The sequence below is a fragment of the Pseudomonas mosselii genome (assembly GCF_019823065.1).
In the GTDB taxonomy this organism is placed as follows: domain Bacteria; phylum Pseudomonadota; class Gammaproteobacteria; order Pseudomonadales; family Pseudomonadaceae; genus Aquipseudomonas; species Aquipseudomonas mosselii.
Genome location: NZ_CP081966.1, coordinates 5,814,295 through 5,832,197 on the forward strand (window position 1 = coordinate 5,814,295; position 17,903 = coordinate 5,832,197).

At 63.2% G+C, this 17,903-nt stretch carries 15 protein-coding genes and 1 tRNA gene; 13 read left to right on the forward strand and 3 right to left on the reverse strand.

Annotated features, from left to right (window positions below):
* Positions 1 to 20: 20 nt before the first annotated feature.
* Genes K5H97_RS27130 through K5H97_RS27140 form a run of 3 tightly spaced genes read left to right on the forward strand, consistent with a single transcriptional unit; the run spans position 21 to position 4,015 of the window.
* Positions 21 to 1,292, forward strand: a complete 1,272-nt coding sequence (locus K5H97_RS27130) for a YeaH/YhbH family protein (protein WP_028689037.1) — start codon at positions 21 to 23, stop codon at positions 1,290 to 1,292.
* Complete coding sequence (locus K5H97_RS27135; protein WP_028689038.1) at positions 1,289 to 2,857, forward strand: SpoVR family protein; 1,569 nt, start codon at positions 1,289 to 1,291, stop codon at positions 2,855 to 2,857. Before K5H97_RS27130 ends, K5H97_RS27135 begins: the two co-directional genes overlap by 4 nt.
* Before the next feature lie 60 nt (positions 2,858 to 2,917).
* Entirely contained in the window at positions 2,918 to 4,015 is a 1,098-nt protein-coding gene (locus K5H97_RS27140; RefSeq protein WP_028689039.1) for a hypothetical protein, read from the forward strand.
* A 63-nt stretch (positions 4,016 to 4,078) separates the two neighbouring features.
* Here K5H97_RS27140 and folK read toward each other — a convergent pair whose 3' ends face one another.
* Entirely contained in the window at positions 4,079 to 4,588 is a 510-nt protein-coding gene (gene folK, locus K5H97_RS27145) for a 2-amino-4-hydroxy-6-hydroxymethyldihydropteridine diphosphokinase (protein ID WP_028689040.1), read from the reverse strand.
* Positions 4,579 to 4,935, reverse strand: coding sequence for a dihydroneopterin aldolase (gene folB / locus K5H97_RS27150; protein ID WP_028689041.1), 357 nt, complete (start codon positions 4,933 to 4,935; stop codon positions 4,579 to 4,581). Before folB ends, folK begins: the two co-directional genes overlap by 10 nt.
* A gap of 74 nt (positions 4,936 to 5,009) precedes the next feature.
* Here folB and plsY point away from each other — a divergent pair, with 74 nt between their 5' ends.
* Positions 5,010 to 5,579: a glycerol-3-phosphate 1-O-acyltransferase PlsY gene (gene plsY / locus K5H97_RS27155; RefSeq protein WP_028689042.1), complete on the forward strand. Its 570-nt coding sequence runs from the start codon at positions 5,010 to 5,012 to the stop codon at positions 5,577 to 5,579.
* 24 nt (positions 5,580 to 5,603) lie between these two features.
* On the opposite strand, the gene tsaD is transcribed toward plsY, so the two are convergent.
* Positions 5,604 to 6,629 (reverse strand): tRNA (adenosine(37)-N6)-threonylcarbamoyltransferase complex transferase subunit TsaD, encoded by a 1,026-nt coding sequence (gene tsaD, locus K5H97_RS27160; RefSeq protein WP_028689043.1) that lies wholly within the window; start codon positions 6,627 to 6,629, stop codon positions 5,604 to 5,606.
* 205 nt (positions 6,630 to 6,834) lie between these two features.
* On the opposite strand from tsaD, the gene rpsU reads away from it, so the two are divergent.
* The 9 genes from rpsU to K5H97_RS27205 all read left to right on the forward strand — a co-directional run bounded on the left by rpsU (position 6,835) and on the right by K5H97_RS27205 (position 17,901).
* Positions 6,835 to 7,050, forward strand: coding sequence for a 30S ribosomal protein S21 (gene rpsU, locus K5H97_RS27165; protein WP_003255575.1), 216 nt, complete (start codon positions 6,835 to 6,837; stop codon positions 7,048 to 7,050).
* A 281-nt stretch (positions 7,051 to 7,331) separates the two neighbouring features.
* Entirely contained in the window at positions 7,332 to 9,320 is a 1,989-nt protein-coding gene (gene dnaG, locus K5H97_RS27170) for a DNA primase (RefSeq protein WP_028689044.1), read from the forward strand.
* Positions 9,321 to 9,387: 67 nt separating this feature from the next.
* Positions 9,388 to 11,238 (forward strand): RNA polymerase sigma factor RpoD, encoded by a 1,851-nt coding sequence (gene rpoD, locus K5H97_RS27175; protein WP_028689045.1) that lies wholly within the window; start codon positions 9,388 to 9,390, stop codon positions 11,236 to 11,238.
* A gap of 120 nt (positions 11,239 to 11,358) precedes the next feature.
* Complete coding sequence (locus K5H97_RS27180) at positions 11,359 to 15,102, forward strand: EAL domain-containing protein (RefSeq protein ID WP_028689046.1); 3,744 nt, start codon at positions 11,359 to 11,361, stop codon at positions 15,100 to 15,102.
* 17 nt (positions 15,103 to 15,119) lie between these two features.
* Positions 15,120 to 15,196: transfer RNA gene (locus tag K5H97_RS27185), tRNA-Ile, on the forward strand.
* A 227-nt stretch (positions 15,197 to 15,423) separates the two neighbouring features.
* Positions 15,424 to 15,798: a hypothetical protein gene (locus K5H97_RS27190; RefSeq protein WP_028689047.1), complete on the forward strand. Its 375-nt coding sequence runs from the start codon at positions 15,424 to 15,426 to the stop codon at positions 15,796 to 15,798.
* Between the two features lie 183 nt (positions 15,799 to 15,981).
* Positions 15,982 to 16,683 carry a hypothetical protein gene (locus K5H97_RS27195; protein ID WP_028689048.1) on the forward strand — a complete coding sequence of 234 codons (702 nt, stop codon included), beginning with the start codon at positions 15,982 to 15,984 and terminating at the stop codon, positions 16,681 to 16,683.
* Entirely contained in the window at positions 16,680 to 17,312 is a 633-nt protein-coding gene (locus K5H97_RS27200) for a hypothetical protein (protein ID WP_028689049.1), read from the forward strand. Before K5H97_RS27195 ends, K5H97_RS27200 begins: the two co-directional genes overlap by 4 nt.
* 127 nt (positions 17,313 to 17,439) lie before the next feature.
* Positions 17,440 to 17,901 carry an Lrp/AsnC family transcriptional regulator gene (locus K5H97_RS27205; protein WP_028689050.1) on the forward strand — a complete coding sequence of 154 codons (462 nt, stop codon included), beginning with the start codon at positions 17,440 to 17,442 and terminating at the stop codon, positions 17,899 to 17,901.
* The last annotated feature ends 2 nt before the right edge of the window (positions 17,902 to 17,903 follow it).

The following is a 17,903-nucleotide window of genomic DNA, read 5'->3' on the forward strand; positions in this document are numbered from 1 at the left end:
TCCCAGCTACCGGAGGGACCATGAGCTACGTAATCGACCGACGCCTGAACGGCAAGAACAAGAGCACGGTCAACCGCCAGCGCTTCCTGCGGCGTTACCGTGAACACATCAAGAAGGCCGTCGAAGAGGCCGTGAGTCGCCGCTCCATCATGGACATGGAGCATGGCGAACAGATCAGCATCCCGGGTCGCGACATCGATGAACCCGTGCTGCACCACGGTCGCGGCGGCAAGCAGACCATCGTCCATCCCGGCAACAAGGAATTCACCGCCGGCGAACACATCGCCCGGCCACAAGGTGGCGGCGGTGGCGGTGGCCGCGGCAAGGCGGGCAACTCCGGCGAGGGCATGGACGACTTCGTGTTCCAGATCACCCAGGAAGAATTCCTCGAATTCATGTTCGAGGACCTGGAGCTGCCCAACCTGGTCAAGCGCCACCTGACCGGGGCCGACACCTTCAAGACCGTGCGCGCAGGCATTGCCAACGAGGGCAACCCGTCGCGCATCAACATCGTGCGCACCCTGCGCTCTGCCCACGCCCGGCGCATCGCCCTGACCGGCAGCAGCCGTGCCCTGTTGCGCGAGGCGCAAAAGGAACTGGAGCGGCTCAAGGTCGAGGAACCGGACAACTTCACCGACATCCAGGACACCGAGAGCGAGATCGAACGCCTAAAGGCGCGCATCAACCGCCTGCCGTTTCTCGACACCTTCGACCTGAAGTACAACCTGCTGGTCAAGCAGCCCAACCCCAGCTCCAAGGCGGTGATGTTCTGCCTGATGGACGTGTCCGGCTCCATGACCCAGGCCACCAAGGACATCGCCAAGCGCTTCTTCATCCTGCTGTACCTGTTCCTCAAGCGGAACTACGACCGCATCGAGGTCGTGTTCATCCGCCATCACACCAGCGCCCGCGAAGTGGACGAGGAAGAGTTCTTCTATTCCCGCGAGACCGGCGGCACCATCGTCTCCAGCGCGCTCAAGCTGATGCAGGAAATCATGGCCGAGCGTTACCCGGCCAGTGACTGGAATATCTACGCCGCCCAGGCCTCGGACGGCGACAACTGGAACGACGACTCGCCGATCTGCCGCGACATTCTCGCCAATCAGATCATGCAGCACGTGCAGTACTACACTTATGTCGAGATCACCCCACGCGAACACCAGGCGCTGTGGTACGAATACGAGCGCATCGGCGAGGCGTTCCCCGACACCTTCGCCCAGCAGCAGTTGGTATCGGCCGGCGACATCTACCCGGTCTTCCGTGAACTCTTCCAGCGCAGGTTAGCCACATGACCGCCAGAGAGCAGAGACGCCAGCCCATTTCCACCGGTTCCGAATGGACGTTCGAGCTGATCCAGACCTACGACCGCGAGATCAGTCGCCTGGCCGCCCGCTACGCCCTGGACACCTACCCCAACCAGATCGAAGTGATCACCGCCGAGCAGATGATGGACGCCTACGCCTCGGTGGGCATGCCGCTGGGCTATCACCACTGGTCCTACGGCAAGCAGTTCCTCAGTACCGAGAAGTCCTACAGCCGTGGCCAGATGGGCCTGGCCTACGAGATCGTGATCAACTCCGATCCGTGCATCGCCTACCTGATGGAAGAGAACACCATGTGCATGCAGGCACTGGTGATCGCCCACGCCTGCTACGGCCACAACAGCTTCTTCAAGGGCAACTACCTGTTCCGCACCTGGACCGACGCCAGCTCGATCATCGATTACCTGGTGTTCGCCAAGCAGTACATCGCCCAATGCGAGGAGCGCCACGGCATCGATGCCGTCGAGGACCTGATCGACTCCTGCCATGCCCTGATGAACTACGGCGTGGACCGCTACAAGCGCCCCTACCCCATTTCCGCCGAGGAAGAACGCCGCCGGCAGAAGGAGCGCGAAGAGCACCTGCAACGGCAGATCAACGACCTCTGGCGCACCATCCCCAAGGGCGCCGAAAAGGGCGGCGAGAAAGACGACGCGCGCTTCCCGGCAGAACCCCAGGAGAACATCCTCTACTTCATCGAGAAGCACGCCCCGCTGCTGGAGCCCTGGCAGCGCGAAGTGGTGCGCATCGTGCGCAAGATCGCCCAGTATTTCTACCCGCAGCGCCAAACCCAGGTGATGAACGAAGGCTGGGCGACCTTCTGGCACTACACCCTGATGAACGACCTCTACGACGAGGGGCTGATCACCGAAGGCTTCATGATGGAGTTTCTGCAGTCGCACACCAGCGTGGTGTTCCAGCCAGGCTTCGACAGCCCGTATTACAGCGGTATCAACCCCTATGCTCTGGGCTTTGCCATGTACACCGACATCCGCCGCATGTGCGAGCACCCTACCGAGGAGGATCGCCGCTGGTTCCCGGACATCGCCGGCAGCGACTGGCTGTCGACGATCAAGTTCGCCATGAGCAGCTTCAAGGATGAGAGCTTCATCCTGCAGTACCTGTCACCCAAGGTGATGCGTGACCTCAAGCTGTTCAGCATCCTCGACGACGACCAGCGCGACGACCTGCTGGTGCCGGCGATCCATGACGAGGACGGCTACCGCACCATCCGCGAGCAGCTGGCCGCGCAGTACAACCTGGGCAACCGCGAGCCCAACGTGCAGATCTGGAGCATCGACCGGCGTGGCGACCGCTCGCTGACCTTGCGCCACCAGCAGCACAACCGCAAACCCCTGGGCGACTCCACCGAGGAGGTGCTCAAGCACCTGCACCGCCTGTGGGGCTTCGACATTCACCTGGAGACCGTGCAGGGCGATCAGGTGATGAAGACCCACCACATGCCACCGCGCAGCGAGCACAGCGATGCCGGCGACTACGGACGCATGGACCTGGCCGTGGTACACCACCTCTAGCCATCACACACCTCCATTTCTGCCGACAGGGTATCCTGTCGGCAGAAATGGAGGTTTCACATGCAGATCTACAAGGTTGGCGGCGCTGTGCGTGACCGCCTGCTCGGCCGTCCGGTCAGCGACGTCGACTGGCTGGTGGTTGGCGCCAGCGTCGAACAGATGCAGGCCCTGGGCTACCGCCCGGTGGGCGCGGATTTTCCGGTTTTTCTTCACCCCAGGTCCGGTGAGGAGTACGCCCTGGCCCGCACCGAGCGCAAGAGCGGGCGCGGTTATGGCGGTTTCACCTTCCACGCAAGCCCCGACGTCACCCTCGAAGAAGACCTGATTCGCCGCGACCTGACCATCAACGCCATGGCCGAGGACGAACACGGCCAGCTGTACGACCCCTACCACGGCAAGGCAGACCTGGATAACCGAATCCTTCGCCATGTTTCCCCGGCATTCGCAGAAGATCCACTGCGAGTGTTGCGTGTTGCGCGCTTTGCGACGCGCTATGCACCTCTGGGTTTCGAGGTGGCCGACGAAACCCTTGCCCTCATGCGGCAGATCGCCGAGTCGGGCGAACTGCAGGCGCTTACTGCCGAACGCAGCTGGAAGGAGATCGAACGGGCATTGATGGAAAACGAGCCACAGGTGTTCGTCGAGGTGCTGCGCAGTTGCGGCGCACTGAAAGAGCTGATGCCAGAGCTGGAGCACGGCACCGATACACTGACTGCACTGCACCAGGCGGCCAGGCACCAGCAATCCCTGCCTGTGCGTTGGGCTTGCCTGCTGCGCGGATTGGAATCAACGGCGATCAAAGCACTCAACCAGCGCTTCAAGGTCCCACGCGAATGCCAGGAACTGGCGATACTGGTGGGGGAGTTCGCCGAACAGGCCGATCAAGCTCTGGCACTTGAGCCGACAAGCCTGCTGGAAATGCTGCAGAAGTTTGATGTGTATCGTCGGCCGCAGCGTTTCGACGACTTCATTGCCGCGTGTGAAATGGCGGCAGTGGACTCGAGTTATCCACAAGGCAGGTATCTGCGCGATGCAGCTGCGGCGGCTCGGGCCGTGGATGTGAAGCCGCTTGTGCAACAGGGGCTGACCGGCCAAGCCTTGGGGGAGGCGCTGAAGGCGCAAAGGCTTGAGGCGCTGAAGGCCTACACGCAGCAGTGAGCCCATCGCAGGGAGCAAGTCCGATTGGTGGAAGAGGGCTTGCTCCGCGATCGCAAGTGCGGCTCAGACCTGCGTGAGCTGCAGCCCACGCCACTCGAACGGCACCGGCGCCAGTACCTGATCGATGCTCGCCTCTTCCCACAACTGCGCCATGGGCTTGCCGACCCCAGGGTGCACCCGTTGGGGCGCCAGCAAAGACAAGGGCCACAGCACGAACGCGTTCTTCAGGATCTCCGCCCGCGGCAGCACCAAGCCGTTGAAGGTGCCATGCAGATCGTCGTACAGCAGCACGTCGATATCCAGCGGAAGGCCCTTGCGGTCGGGTGCGTAGCGGCCATTTTCCGCTTCGATGAACTTCAGCCGGCGGTCCAGCTCCAGCAGCGGCAGGTCGGTCTTGCCGGTCACCACGAAGTTGATGAATGGCCCGCTCTTGATACCCACTGCCTGGCTTTCGAACGCCGGCGAGCAACGCATGTCGATGAGTATCGCAGCCAGGGCATCGAGCCCGGCGCACAGGTGCCGCTCGCGGTCGATGTTGCTACCCAGCCCGAGATATACGGTACTCAGAGACATCCGCGCTCGATCTCCACGCCAACGCCGCCCCGGGCCGCAGGCACCGCACCCGGTTTGGTCAGTTTCAGCCGCACCCACGGGATCTTGAACTCTTCCATCAGTACGGCCACCAGACGCTCGGCAAAGGTCTCCACCAGTTCGAAGCGCGCCTGCTCGGCGAAGGCCTGGACGCGCGCCGAGACACTGGCGTAGTCCAGGGCCAGCGACAGGTCGTCACCGGCCGCCGCCGGGCGGTTGTCCCAGGCGAAACTCAGGTCAAGGCGCAGGCATTGGCGAATATCCCGCTCCCAGTCATAGGCACCGATGACGGTATCGACTTCCAGGCCTTCGATGAACACTCTGTCCAAGCACTTCTCTCCACAGCACGACAAGGGCGACGGGCGCCGTTAGAATCAGGGCGTCCTCGCCCGGAATAGTTAGCATGTTTTGGTCACTGGCGCTGCTTGCCTACCTGCTCGGCTCTCTGTCCTTCGCCATCGTCCTGAGCCGCCTCAGCGGCAGCCCCGACCCGCGCTCCAGCGGCTCGGGCAATGCCGGCGCGACCAACATGCTACGCCTGGCCGGCCGCAAACTGGCGATCCTGACGCTGCTCGGCGACCTGTGCAAGGGCATGTTGCCAGTACTGCTGGCCCGCCTGGCCGGGCTCGACCAGCAGGAGCAGGCCTGGGTCGGCATCTGCGCGGTGCTCGGCCATCTGTTCCCGGTGTACTTCCGTTTCCAGGGCGGCAAGGGCGTGGCCACTGCCGCCGGCATGCTCATGGCGTTGTACTTTCCCGCCGCGCTGCTGGCCATCGGCGCCTGGCTGCTGACCTTCTACCTCACCCGCACCAGCTCGCTGGCGGCGTTGATCGCCACGCCATTGACGCTGCCGCTGCTGGCCTGGCGCGAACCCGAAGCGCTGCTGCCGATGACGGTACTGACGATCCTGATCGTCTGGCGCCACCGCAGCAACCTGCGCGACCTGTTCGCCGGGCGCGAGCGCCATTTCTGAGACGCCCGCACAAGCCGGCACCTTTCACACCGCCGGCAACTGCTCCATCGGCCAGCGCGCCTGCACGCTGATGGCCAGGTCCTGCCGCTGCCCGGCCAACAGGCGCTGGCAACCGGCATAGGCGATCATCGCGCCGTTGTCGGTACAGAACCGTGGACGGGCGTAATAGACGTTGCCCTTGATGCTGGCCAGCATTTCTTCCAGCGAAACGCGCAAGGCCTTGTTGGCGCTCACGCCACCGGCGATGACCAGGCGTTTGAGGCCAGTCTGCTTGAGCGCACGCTTGCACTTGATGGTCAGAGTCTCCACCACCGCCTGCTGGAACGCCAGCGACACGTCGCAACGGGTTTGCTCGTTGTCGTCCCCGGCGTCGCGGCATTGCTGCCAGGTGTTCAGGGCGAAGGTCTTGAGGCCGCTGAAGCTGAACTGCAGGCCCGGCCGATCGCACATCGGCCGCGGGAACACGAAGCGCCCGGGCGTGCCTTGCTCGGCCAGGCGGGCGATCTCGGGGCCGCCCGGATAATTGAGGCCGATCAGCTTGGCGGTCTTGTCGAAGGCTTCGCCAGCGGCGTCGTCCAGGCTCTCGCCCAACAGCTCGTACTGGCCGATGCCATCGACGCGCACCAGCTGGGTGTGGCCACCGGACACCAACAAAGCGACGAACGGAAATTCCGGCGGCTGCTCCTCGAGCATCGGCGCCAGCAGGTGGCCTTCCATATGGTGCACACCGATCGCCGGAATATCCCAGGCAAAGGCCAGCGCCTGGGCGCAGGAGGCGCCCACCAGCAGCGCGCCGACCAGGCCGGGACCTGCGGTGTAGGCGATGGCGTCGATCTCGGTGGCGACGCAGTCGGCTTCCTGCAGCACCTGGCGAATCAGCGGCAGCATGCGCTTGACGTGGTCGCGCGAGGCGAGCTCGGGCACCACGCCGCCATAGACGCGGTGCAGGTCGATCTGGCTGAACAGCGCGTCGGCCAGCAGGCCGCGCTCGCTGTCGTATAATGCGACGCCAGTTTCGTCGCAGGATGTTTCCAATCCCAGTACTAGCATGGGTCCGTGCCTTGTTGAGGCTGAATTCGAAGGCGCGCATGATAGTCCCCGTGTCCGGTGCCGACCAGCGGTTTTCGATCAGAGGCTTTGCATTCCGGCCAGCTAAGGGTTAACATCCGCAACCCTTGAAAACCGACGTTCTCCAGCACACCTTATGTTTTGCCAGGAGCACGTCTACCCCGGTAATGAATTAAGGTAGCCCTGGATGCCAGCCGTCAAAGTTAAAGAGAACGAACCCTTCGACGTAGCTCTGCGTCGTTTCAAGCGCTCCTGCGAAAAAGCCGGTGTACTGGCTGAAGTTCGTAGCCGCGAGTTTTACGAGAAGCCGACCGCCGAGCGCAAGCGCAAAGCCGCTGCCGCTGTAAAGCGTCACGCCAAGAAGGTTCAGCGCGAACAGCGCCGCGCCGTTCGTCTGTACTAAGTACAGCCGTTCTACGCAAAGCTTCTGCCATGCCCGGCCTCGTGCCGGGCTGATGGCAGCGGTCGCTTCAAACCCTTGGCCATGCGCCTTGGGCGCCCCGGCAAAAGCCATGGGCAACCCGCATCAACGCGTCAGAACTGGTCCTCGACCAGGCGTGCACGTCCTTTCTGACGAGCCCTTCATGGGCTGGTGACGAGCACACTCCTCTTCCTGCGAGATACCCCACGCCAAACCCGCGCACAAGCGTTTAGACTTGCCAGTTGCCAGATGACGAGACTGCCATGGCCGGGCTGATTCCCCAGAGCTTCATCGATGACCTTCTCAACCGCACCGACATCGTCGATGTGGTGAGTTCGCGCGTCCAGCTGAAGAAGACCGGCAAGAACCTGTCCGCCTGCTGCCCGTTCCACAAGGAAAAGAGCCCCTCCTTCACCGTCAGCCCCGACAAGCAGTTCTACTACTGCTTCGGCTGCGGCGCCGGCGGCAACGCGCTGGGCTTCATCATGGACCACGACAACCTGGACTTCCCCCAGGCGGTCGAGGAGCTGGCCCGCGCGGCCGGCATGGAGGTACCCCGGGAAGAGGGCCGCCGCGGACAGAAGCCGCGCCAGCCAACCGATTCACCGCTGTACCCGCTGCTGGAAGCAGCCAGCGAGTTCTATCGCCAGGCCCTGCGCGGCCATGCCACTCGCAAGGCAGCGGTGGACTACCTCAAGGGCCGCGGCCTGTCCGGCGAGATCGCCCGCGACTTTGGCCTGGGCTTCGCCCCGCCGGGCTGGGACAACCTGCTCAAGCACCTGGGCGCCGACGCGTTGCAGCAAAAGGTGATGATCGACGCAGGCCTGTTGATCGAGAACGCCGAGAGCGGCAAGCGCTACGACCGTTTCCGTGATCGGGTGATGTTCCCGATCCGCGACAGCCGTGGCCGGGTCATCGCCTTCGGCGGCCGGGTACTGGGCGACGACAAGCCCAAGTACCTGAACTCCCCGGAAACCCCGGTATTCCACAAGGGCCAGGAGCTGTATGGCCTGTACGAGGCGCGCAAGCACAACCGCAACCTCGACGAGATCATCGTGGTCGAGGGCTACATGGACGTCATCGCCCTGGCCCAACAAGGCCTGCGCAACGCGGTGGCCACCCTCGGCACCTCCACCAGCGAGGAGCACCTCAAGCGCCTGTTCCGCGTGGTGCCCAGCGTGCTGTTCTGCTTCGACGGCGACCAGGCCGGCCGCAAGGCCGCCTGGCGCGCCCTGGAGGCGACCCTGTCGAGCCTGCAAGACGGCCGCCGCGCGCGCTTCCTGTTCCTGCCCGAGGGTGAAGATCCGGACAGCCTGGTGCGCGCCGAAGGCACCGACGCCTTCCAGGCCCGCATCAACCAGCACGCCCAGCCTTTGGCCGACTACTTCTTCGAGCAGTTGAGCAACGAAGCCGACCCGCGCTCGCTGGAAGGCAAGGCGCACATGGTCACACTGGCCGCGCCGCTGATCGAGAAAGTGCCGGGCGCCAACCTGCGCCAATTGATGCGCAACCGCCTGAAGGACATCACCGGGCTTGACCCGCAGCAGATGGAGCAGCTGGCGCAGAGCGCGCCAACGCCAAGCGTGCCGGACTACGACCCCGGCTACGATTACGACGCCATGGCCAGCTACACGCCTGACCATGGCGACATGCACTACCCGCCCGACTATACGCCGCAGCAGCAGGAGCAACGTCCCTGGACGCCAAACAAAGGCGGTAGCAAGAAACAGTGGGACGGCAAGCCATGGGACAAGAAAGGCGGCAAGCCCTGGCAGCGCGACGGCCAGCGCGGCGAAGCCCCGCCACGGGTGCCAGCGCCGGTCGAACCGCCGACACTCTCGGCCCTGCGCACCTTGCTGCACCACCCGCTGCTGGCCGGCAAGGTCGAGGACGCCAGCCACTTCGCCGACGAAGAGCAGATGTACAGCCAGCTGCTGGTGGCGCTGATCGAGGCCGCGCAGAAAAATCCTAAGCTAAGCTCAATGCAGCTGATCGCACGCTGGCACGGCACCGAGCAGGGCCGCCTGCTGCGCGCCCTGGCGGAAAAGGAATGGTTGATCGATGCCGACAACCTTGAACAACAGTTTTTCGACACTATAACTAGTTTGTCAGCTCGCCAGCGCGAGCGCATCTTGGAACATTTGATCAGAAAATCGCGTCAAATCGAGTTGGACGGGGAAGAAACCGCCAAGCTTCGCGAACTGCTCAGACGCAATGTTCCAGCACAAAACCCGACCTCATCTGGCGCGTGAGGTCCAGGTTCGGGTATAATCCTCGGCTTGTTTTTTGCCCGCCAAGACCTTCAGTGGATAGGGTGTTATGTCCGGAAAAGCGCAACAGCAATCTCGTATCAAAGAGTTGATCACCCGCGGTCGTGAGCAGGGCTACCTGACTTACGCGGAGGTCAACGACCACCTGCCTGAGGATATTTCAGATCCGGAACAGGTGGAAGACATCATCCGCATGATCAACGACATGGGGATCAACGTATTCGAGAGTGCTCCGGATGCGGATGCCCTGTTGTTGGCGGAAGCCGACACCGACGAAGCCGCAGCCGAAGAAGCCGCAGCCGCGTTGGCGGCAGTTGAGACCGATATCGGCCGCACGACCGACCCGGTGCGCATGTACATGCGCGAGATGGGTACCGTCGAACTGCTGACCCGCGAAGGCGAGATCGAAATCGCCAAGCGTATCGAGGAAGGCATCCGTGAAGTCATGGGCGCCATTGCTCACTTCCCGGGCACCGTCGACTACATCCTCGGCGAATATGATCGCGTCACCAGCGAAGGTGGCCGTCTGTCTGACGTTCTCAGCGGTTACATCGACCCTGATGACAACATCGCCGCGCCGACCGAAGAAGTGCCGATTCCAGGTGCCAAGGCCGCTGCCGCGAAGGAAGAGGAAGACGAAGAAGACGAAGAAAACGCCGACGGCGATGACGAGGAAGAGGCCGAAAGCGGTCCGGATCCGGTCGTTGCCGCGCAGCGTTTCGGTGCGGTCAAGGATCAGCTGATCGACACCCTCAAGGTGCTGAAAAAGCACGGTCGTAGCCACAAGGACAGCATCGGCGCCATGCAGGCCCTTGCCGACCTGTTCATGCCGATCAAGCTGGTGCCGAAGCAGTTCGACGCACTGGTCGAGCGTGTACGCAGCGCCCTGGACCGTCTGCGCCAGCAGGAACGCGCCATCATGCAGCTGTGCGTGCGTGATGCCCGCATGCCGCGCGCCGACTTCCTGCGCCTGTTCCCGAGCAACGAGACCGACCAGACCTGGTCCGGTGACCTGGCCAAGCGCAACACCAAGTGGGCCGCCGCCCTGGGTGAGAAAGACGCCGCCATCGTCGCCTGCCAGCAAAAACTGATCGACCTCGAGACCGAGACCGGCCTGACCGTCGCCGAGATCAAGGACATCAACCGTCGCATGTCCATCGGCGAAGCCAAGGCCCGCCGCGCCAAGAAGGAAATGGTCGAGGCGAACCTGCGTCTGGTGATCTCGATCGCCAAGAAGTACACCAACCGCGGCCTGCAGTTCCTCGACCTGATTCAGGAAGGCAACATCGGCCTGATGAAGGCGGTGGACAAGTTCGAATACCGTCGCGGCTACAAGTTCTCGACCTATGCGACCTGGTGGATCCGCCAGGCGATCACCCGCTCGATCGCCGACCAGGCGCGCACCATCCGTATCCCGGTGCACATGATCGAGACGATCAACAAGCTCAACCGCATTTCCCGGCAAATGCTGCAGGAAATGGGTCGCGAACCGACCCCGGAAGAGCTGGGCGAACGCATGGAGATGCCTGAGGACAAGATCCGCAAGGTCCTGAAGATCGCCAAGGAGCCGATCTCCATGGAAACCCCGATCGGTGACGACGAAGATTCGCACCTGGGCGACTTCATCGAGGACTCGACCATGCAGTCCCCGATCGACGTGGCCACGGTCGAAAGCCTCAAGGAAGCGACCCGTGACGTGCTCTCGGGCCTGACCGCACGTGAAGCCAAGGTGCTGCGCATGCGTTTCGGCATCGACATGAACACCGACCACACCCTCGAAGAGGTAGGCAAGCAGTTCGACGTGACACGCGAGCGGATCCGTCAGATCGAAGCCAAGGCGCTGCGCAAGCTGCGCCACCCGACGCGAAGCGAGCATCTGCGCTCCTTCCTCGACGAGTAAAGACGAACCCCGGCCCAGGCCGGGGTTTTTCTTATGTGACAGAAGGTCGTTGCCACTGTCTACCCAGCGGGTGGAATGCCCGTCTACACTCGAATCAGACCCCCTGATCGAGAGGCCGCTATGCCCATGATGCCGGCCTTCCTGTTGCTGCTCCTGCTCACCTGGAACACAACGGCCGGCGCCCTGACCCTGACCGACGAGGAACAAGCCTGGCTCAGCGCCCACCCCGAGCTGCGCCTGGGCGTCGATGCTTCATGGCCGCCGTTCGAATTCCGCGACCAGGAAGGTCGCTACCAGGGATTGGCCGCCGATTACATCGCCGTGATCCAGGAACGTCTGGGGGTCACCCTCAAGCCGATCGAGCCCAGCAGCTGGACAGAAGTGCTCGAACAGGCGCGCAGCAATCGCCTCGACCTGCTCCCCGGGATCATGTCCACTCCGGAGCGCCAGAACTACCTGGCCTTCACCCGCCCCTACCTGGACTTCCCGATCGTCATCCTCGCCCACTCCGGCGGCGCGCAACCACGCAACCTCAAGGACCTCTACGGCCTGAAGATCGCCGTGGTGGAAAACTACGCCCCCCACGAGCTGCTGCGCACCCACCACCCCGACCTCAACCTGGTGGCCATGCCCAATGTCAGTTCGACCCTGCAGGCCCTGGCCACCGACGAAGTGGACGCGGTGGTCGGCGACCTTGCCTCGAGCATCTGGAGCCTGCGCCAGCTCAAGCTGGACGGCCTGTATGTCAGCGGCGAGACACCGTACCGCTACCAGCTGGCCATGGCCGTGCCCCGGCAGCAGAAGGTGCTGGTCGGCATCCTCGACAAGGTGATGGCCGACATGAGCAGCAGTGAAGTCAGCCGTATCCAGCAACGTTGGGTGGGCAACGTCGTCGATCAGCGGACCTTCTGGCACGATGTCCTGCTCTATGGCCTGCCGGCGGTGCTGGTGCTGATGGCCATACTGGCGGTGGTGATCCGCATCAACCGGCGCCTGAGCTCGGAGATTTCCCGGCGCATAGCCCTGGAGCAGGAACTACGCAGCAGCGAGTACCACTATCGCGGCCTGGTCGAGAGCCTGTCGGCGGTGGCCTGGGAAGCCGACGCCAACGACTTCAGCTACAGCTATGTCTCGCCCCATGCCGAAGACCTGCTCGGCTACCCCACGGCGCAATGGCTCAAGCCCGGCTTCTGGCGCAGCATCCTGCACCCGGAGGACGCCCTTTGGGCGCAGGCCTACTGCGACAGCGAAACGGCAGCCGGGCGCGACCACAGCCTCGACTACCGGGTGATCCGCGCCGACGGCCACACCCTGTGGGTACGCAATATCGTCAGCATGATCGAGCACGGCCACAAGCCGCTGATGCGCGGACTGATGATCGATATCAGCGAAACCAAGCACACCGAGGATGCCCTGCGCCTGTCAGAGCAGAAGTTCGCCTCGGTGTTCCAGCAGTGTCCGGACATCCTGGTCATAGCCCGGCACAGCGATGGCTGCCTGCTGGAGGTCAATGAAGCCTTCGAGGAGCTGATCGGTCTGAGCCCCACCCAGGTGATCGGTCGCACCGCCACCGAGCTCGGCCTGTGGGGCGTGGCCGGCACCGGCCCGGCGCTGCTCGAACGCCTGCACCGGGGCGGCATTCGCAACCTGGAAATGACCTTCCGCCGCAGCAACGGCGAACTGTTCACCGGCCTGACCTCGGCCGAAACCTTCGAACTGGACAGTATGCCGGCACTGGTGGTAGCGATCCGCGACATCAGCCAGCTCAAGGAAACCCAGCAACAGTTGCAGACCTCCGAAGAGAAGTTCGCCAAGGCCTTCCACGCCTCCCCCGACGGCCTGCTGCTGTCGCGCCAGAGCGACGGCCTGCTGCTGGAGGTCAACGAAGGCTTCTGCCGCCTGACCGGCTACGACATCAGCACCACGGTCGACCAGACCTCGCTGGACCTGGGCATCTGGGTCGACCTCAACGAGCGCCAGCGCCTGGTCGACCAACTGCAGCGCGACGGATTCGTGCGCGATTTCAGCTGCCATATCCGTCGCAGCGACGGGCAGATCCGTCTCTGCGAGCTGTCCGCCCGGCCACTGCCGATCGGCGGCGTCGACTGCATGCTGACCATCGCCCGCGACATCACCGAGCGCCACCTGATGCAGGAAAAGCTGCAGCTGGCCGCCACGGTGTTCGAGAACACCGCCGAGGGGGTGCTGATCACCGACACCGACCAGCGCATCAGCGCGGTCAACCGCGCCTTCAGCGAGATCACCGGCTACAGCGAGATCGAGGCCCTCGGCCAGACCCCGCGACTGCTCGCCTCCGGCCAGCACGACAGTGCCTTCTACGCCGCCATGTGGCACCAGCTGACCGCCGAGGGTCACTGGCAGGGCGAGATCTTCAACAAGCGCAAGAACGGCGAGCTGTACCCCGGCTGGCTGACCATCAGCGCCGTGCGCAACCAGGAGCGCGAGATTACCCACTTCGTCGCCGTGTTCGCCGATATCTCCAGCCTCAAGCACGCCCAGGCCAAACTTGACTACCAAGCCCACCACGACCCGCTCACCGGCCTGCCCAACCGCGCCCTGTTCGAAAGCCGCCTGCAGGGCGCGCTGACCTGCGCCCAGGTGTCCAACCGCCAGGGCGCGGTGCTGTTCCTCGACCTCGACCGCTTCAAGCACATCAACGACAGCCTCGGCCACCCGGTGGGCGACCTGCTGCTCAAGGGCATCGCCCAGCGCCTCAAGGAGCAGGTGCGCGACGTGGACACCGTGGCCCGCCTCGGCGGCGACGAGTTCATCATCCTCCTGCCCGGCCTGCACAAACCCAGCGATGCCAGCGCCATCGCCAACAAGCTGCTGGCCGGCTTCCATGCACCATTCCAGGCCGGCGAGCACGAATTCTTCACCAGCGCCAGCATCGGCATAAGCCTGTACCCGCAGGACGGCACCGATGTCGCCAGCCTGATCCGCAACGCCGACGCCGCGATGTACCGTTCCAAGGCCAAGGGTCGCAACCGCGTCGAGGCCTACACCCGCGAGCTCACCACCCAGGCCAGCGAACGCATTGCCCTGGAACACGAGCTGCGCCGCGCCATCGAGCGCAACGAGCTGAGCCTGTGCTACCAGCCCAAGTTCAGCCTCAAGACCCAGAGCCTGGTCGGCGCCGAGGCGCTGGTCCGCTGGTCCCATCCCACTTTCGGCGAAGTGCCGCCCGAGCAGTTCATCCACTTGGCCGAGGAGAACGGCACCATCCTGCAGCTCGGCGACTGGGTGCTGGAGCAGGCCTGCCGGCAGATGCACGCCTGGAAGAAGGCCTACCACGCCTTCGGCCCGCTCTCGATCAACCTGGCCGGCGCCCAGTTGCGCCAGCCCAACCTGGCCCGGCGCATCGAACAGCTGCTGCGCAGCTACCAGCTCAAGGCCGGCGACCTGCAGTTGGAGATCACCGAGAACTTCATCATGAGCCAGGCCGAGGAAGCGCTGAGTGTGCTGCACCAGCTCAAGCTGCTGGGCGTTCAGCTGGCCATCGACGACTTCGGCACCGGCTACTCGTCACTCAGCTACCTCAAGCGCCTGCCGCTGGACATCCTCAAGATCGACCAGTCGTTCATCCGCGGCCTGCCCGACGATCCCCACGACGCCGCCATCGCCCGCGCCATCATTGCCCTGGGCCGCAGCATGCAACTGACGATCATTGCCGAGGGCGTGGAAAACCAGGCGCAGCAGCGCTTCCTGGCCGCCGAAGGCTGCGAACAGATCCAGGGCTACATCGTCAGCCTGCCGCTGCCGCCGGACGAGTTCGCGGCGACCTTTCTTCGCATAGCACAAACGGATCTTTCGGATGGCACCCTATCGAAACCCTCGTTATAATCCAGCGCTCCTGCTGAGGGCCTATAGCTCAGTCGGTTAGAGCAGAGGACTCATAATCCTTTGGTCCACGGTTCGAGTCCGTGTGGGCCCACCAGAAATGAAAAAGCCGCGCAGTTGCGCGGTTTTTTTTGCATGACGTCCTGCAACTTGCCCGCTTGTGCAGGCGCAAATTTCGTACTTCTCCCATGGCAAGGCAGGCACCGGTGGCAGCGGCAAAATGCCTTTAGCACACCCGTTCTATTTCGCCGCCGATGCCACGTTTCTAGAATCCCTCCATCGCTTCGGCACCGAGTCGGAGCCCAGTGATCGAGGGAACGACACATGAATATCCAAGGAACGCTTGGAGCCCTGCTCATTGCACCCATGCTGGTAACACTTGCCGGTTGCGTGGCGCCGGGTTCCTACAACCAGGGCCAGCAGCCCAGCCAGATGGCCGGCGGCAATGCGCCCTGCACGCCCAGCGCTACCGACAACCTGATTTCCACCGGCCGCAGCCTGCTGAGCATCGCCAACTCGGTGCTGGAAACCAAGCACAGCATGAATGGCACCTCGGCCACCTATGACCAGCGCATGCAGTTGGCGGAGAACGCCCAGAAGGTCAACCAGGGCAACCAGATGCTCGACAACGTCGAGAGCATGACTGTCGGCCTGAAGTCGCCTTGTGCGACCACGGCGCAGACCAGCGCTGCGCGGTGACCATCGACGACCTTTACATTCTCGCAAACATGACAAAACCGCGCATTGGCGCGGCTTTGTCATGTTTGCGAGGATGACAAATGGACACAAGCACTACGCGATAGTCCTTGCTAGGATGACGCCGCCATCACGGCATCTCGCAATGAGGCCTGCCAACACATCGACCCAGACGAAGGAACCGTCATGCTCAACGCCGTACTAGCCGGCAAGAAACGGGGTACCGGCCTACTCGATCAGGCGCTTGCAATCGAACGTAGCGAAGGCGCCGAGGACGTGTTGACGTCCACGCTCTTCGAACGCTTGGCCTACCTGCCTGACGTACAGTTCTGCGCCATCTTCGAAGCGTTGCTTGGTGAGCCGTTCGGCCCACTGGAAAGCATTGCCTTCTGGCCCTCCTGGTACCTACCCGAGGCTAAACGCGTAGAGCCCGACGTGGTTATGAGCGACGGTAAGCGCACCCTTGTAATTGAGGCCAAGCGCTACGATCACTGCCGCCAGCAGGAGCCCGAGCAGTTGGCACGCGAGCTCAGAGCCGGCTGGCACGGCGGCCAGTTGGAAGCAGCCAGCATCCTGCTGACGCTGGGAGGGCTTGAGGATACGTCTACACAGACATGTCAGCTGTTGCTCGATGCACTGCACAATGAACTGAATGGCCAGCCCCAGAAAACATTCAATCTGGTTTGCCGCAGTTGGCAGCAGTTGTTCCAGGTGGTGGAAAACGAGCTGGCAGAAGGATCCACAGGCGGCCAGCGTTTGCTCGACGATCTTTCACGGTGCTATGCCTGGCACAACCTTAAAACCCATCCGGTGCAATGGCTCGACGCCTTGCGACCGGTTCACATTGAAACGCCACCTGGTGCTTTCGCGGCATGGAGCCTTGCATGACCGATCCTCTGAACAACGCACTGCTCGACGTGCGTCGCGCCTATAGATTGCTCGCCGATTATCAACAACGGATGTTCGAGTTGCTGGGCTATATCCGCGACCGTCTGGGCGCCAAGGACTATCACCAAGCGTACGTCCACTCGCTGCCACAAAGCGTGGCCGGCCTTGAAAATCGCACGGCCAGTGGCCTGCGTTACCTGCCGTTTTATGACCTTTCGGTGATCTGGTTACGCTGCCCGCAGAATCAGGCCGATAAACCACACACCCACCTCAAGGGTGACCTGATGTTCGGAGCCTGGGTGCGCAGCGATACGGGGTACAACAAATACACTGGCCAGTTCAGTGACACGCCGGTCGTCGCAACGGAGAGCGAGCTGCTGATTTCGGTAGTCATCTGTGATGTGCCAGCACCGGGCAACTGGTACTGGAACGTCTGGTCGGCTATCAGCTACCCAGCTGATGGAGAGGTCAACGACCAAGACAAGCCAGGCTATCGCTGCTTCGCCAAAGCAGTTCCCCTGGCACAACTAGCGGACAAAGTAGCGATCGACTCAGCGCTGCACCGCTGGTGCCTGGAGGCCAGCCAGAAACTGGACGCAGAAATCACGCTCCACCCCGTACACTCTTGATCCGAGCAATGGGCCACCCTGTAGAAAGCGCGGCCGATTGGGTAATTCAAAGCCGCACTGCCATCTAGCGTCTTGCCCTCCGCGGCCGGTGCTGGCTAGTCTAGCGGGCCCACTGCCGAGACTCGCCATGCCAGACGCCCGCGCCATCACCCTCGACGAAATCGATCGCCAGTTGATCGCCCTGTTGCAGATCAATGCCCGCGAAAGCGTCGCCACCCTCGCCCGCCAGCTGGGCATCGCCCGCACCACCGTGAACTCGCGCCTGGCGCGGCTGGAGAAGAGCAAGGTCATCACCGGCTATGGCGTGCGCCTGGGCCAGCGCCTGCTGGGCGGCGGACTGCAGGCGTACGTGGGGATCAAGGCGCAGCCGCGCTCGGGCAAGGACATCGTGCGCCGCCTGGGCGCCATGGGCCAGGTACAGCAACTGTGCGCGGTGAGTGGCGAGTTCGACTATGTGGCGTGGCTGAACAGTGATTCGCCAGAGCAACTGGACCAGTTGCTCGACCAGATCGGCAGCCTGGATGGGGTGGAGAAGACAACCACGTCGATCATCCTCAGCAGCAAGGTAGACCGCGGCCAGCCGGGCTGACC

Excerpts from the sequence above, each read along its gene's own strand:
- K5H97_RS27130 (WP_028689037.1), top strand. The coding sequence starts at position 21 with ATGAGCTACGTAATCGACCGACGCCTGAACGGCAAGAACAAGAGCACG.
- K5H97_RS27135 (WP_028689038.1), top strand. The coding sequence starts at position 1,289 with ATGACCGCCAGAGAGCAGAGACGCCAGCCCATTTCCACCGGTTCCGAA.
- K5H97_RS27140 (WP_028689039.1), top strand. The coding sequence starts at position 2,918 with ATGCAGATCTACAAGGTTGGCGGCGCTGTGCGTGACCGCCTGCTCGGC.
- folK (WP_028689040.1), bottom strand. The coding sequence starts at position 4,588 with ATGTCTCTGAGTACCGTATATCTCGGGCTGGGTAGCAACATCGACCGC.
- plsY (WP_028689042.1), top strand. The coding sequence starts at position 5,010 with ATGTTTTGGTCACTGGCGCTGCTTGCCTACCTGCTCGGCTCTCTGTCC.
- tsaD (WP_028689043.1), bottom strand. The coding sequence starts at position 6,629 with ATGCTAGTACTGGGATTGGAAACATCCTGCGACGAAACTGGCGTCGCA.
- rpsU (WP_003255575.1), top strand. The coding sequence starts at position 6,835 with ATGCCAGCCGTCAAAGTTAAAGAGAACGAACCCTTCGACGTAGCTCTG.
- dnaG (WP_028689044.1), top strand. The coding sequence starts at position 7,332 with ATGGCCGGGCTGATTCCCCAGAGCTTCATCGATGACCTTCTCAACCGC.
- rpoD (WP_028689045.1), top strand. The coding sequence starts at position 9,388 with ATGTCCGGAAAAGCGCAACAGCAATCTCGTATCAAAGAGTTGATCACC.
- K5H97_RS27180 (WP_028689046.1), top strand. The coding sequence starts at position 11,359 with ATGCCCATGATGCCGGCCTTCCTGTTGCTGCTCCTGCTCACCTGGAAC.
- K5H97_RS27190 (WP_028689047.1), top strand. The coding sequence starts at position 15,424 with ATGAATATCCAAGGAACGCTTGGAGCCCTGCTCATTGCACCCATGCTG.
- K5H97_RS27195 (WP_028689048.1), top strand. The coding sequence starts at position 15,982 with ATGCTCAACGCCGTACTAGCCGGCAAGAAACGGGGTACCGGCCTACTC.
- K5H97_RS27200 (WP_028689049.1), top strand. The coding sequence starts at position 16,680 with ATGACCGATCCTCTGAACAACGCACTGCTCGACGTGCGTCGCGCCTAT.
- K5H97_RS27205 (WP_028689050.1), top strand. The coding sequence starts at position 17,440 with ATGCCAGACGCCCGCGCCATCACCCTCGACGAAATCGATCGCCAGTTG.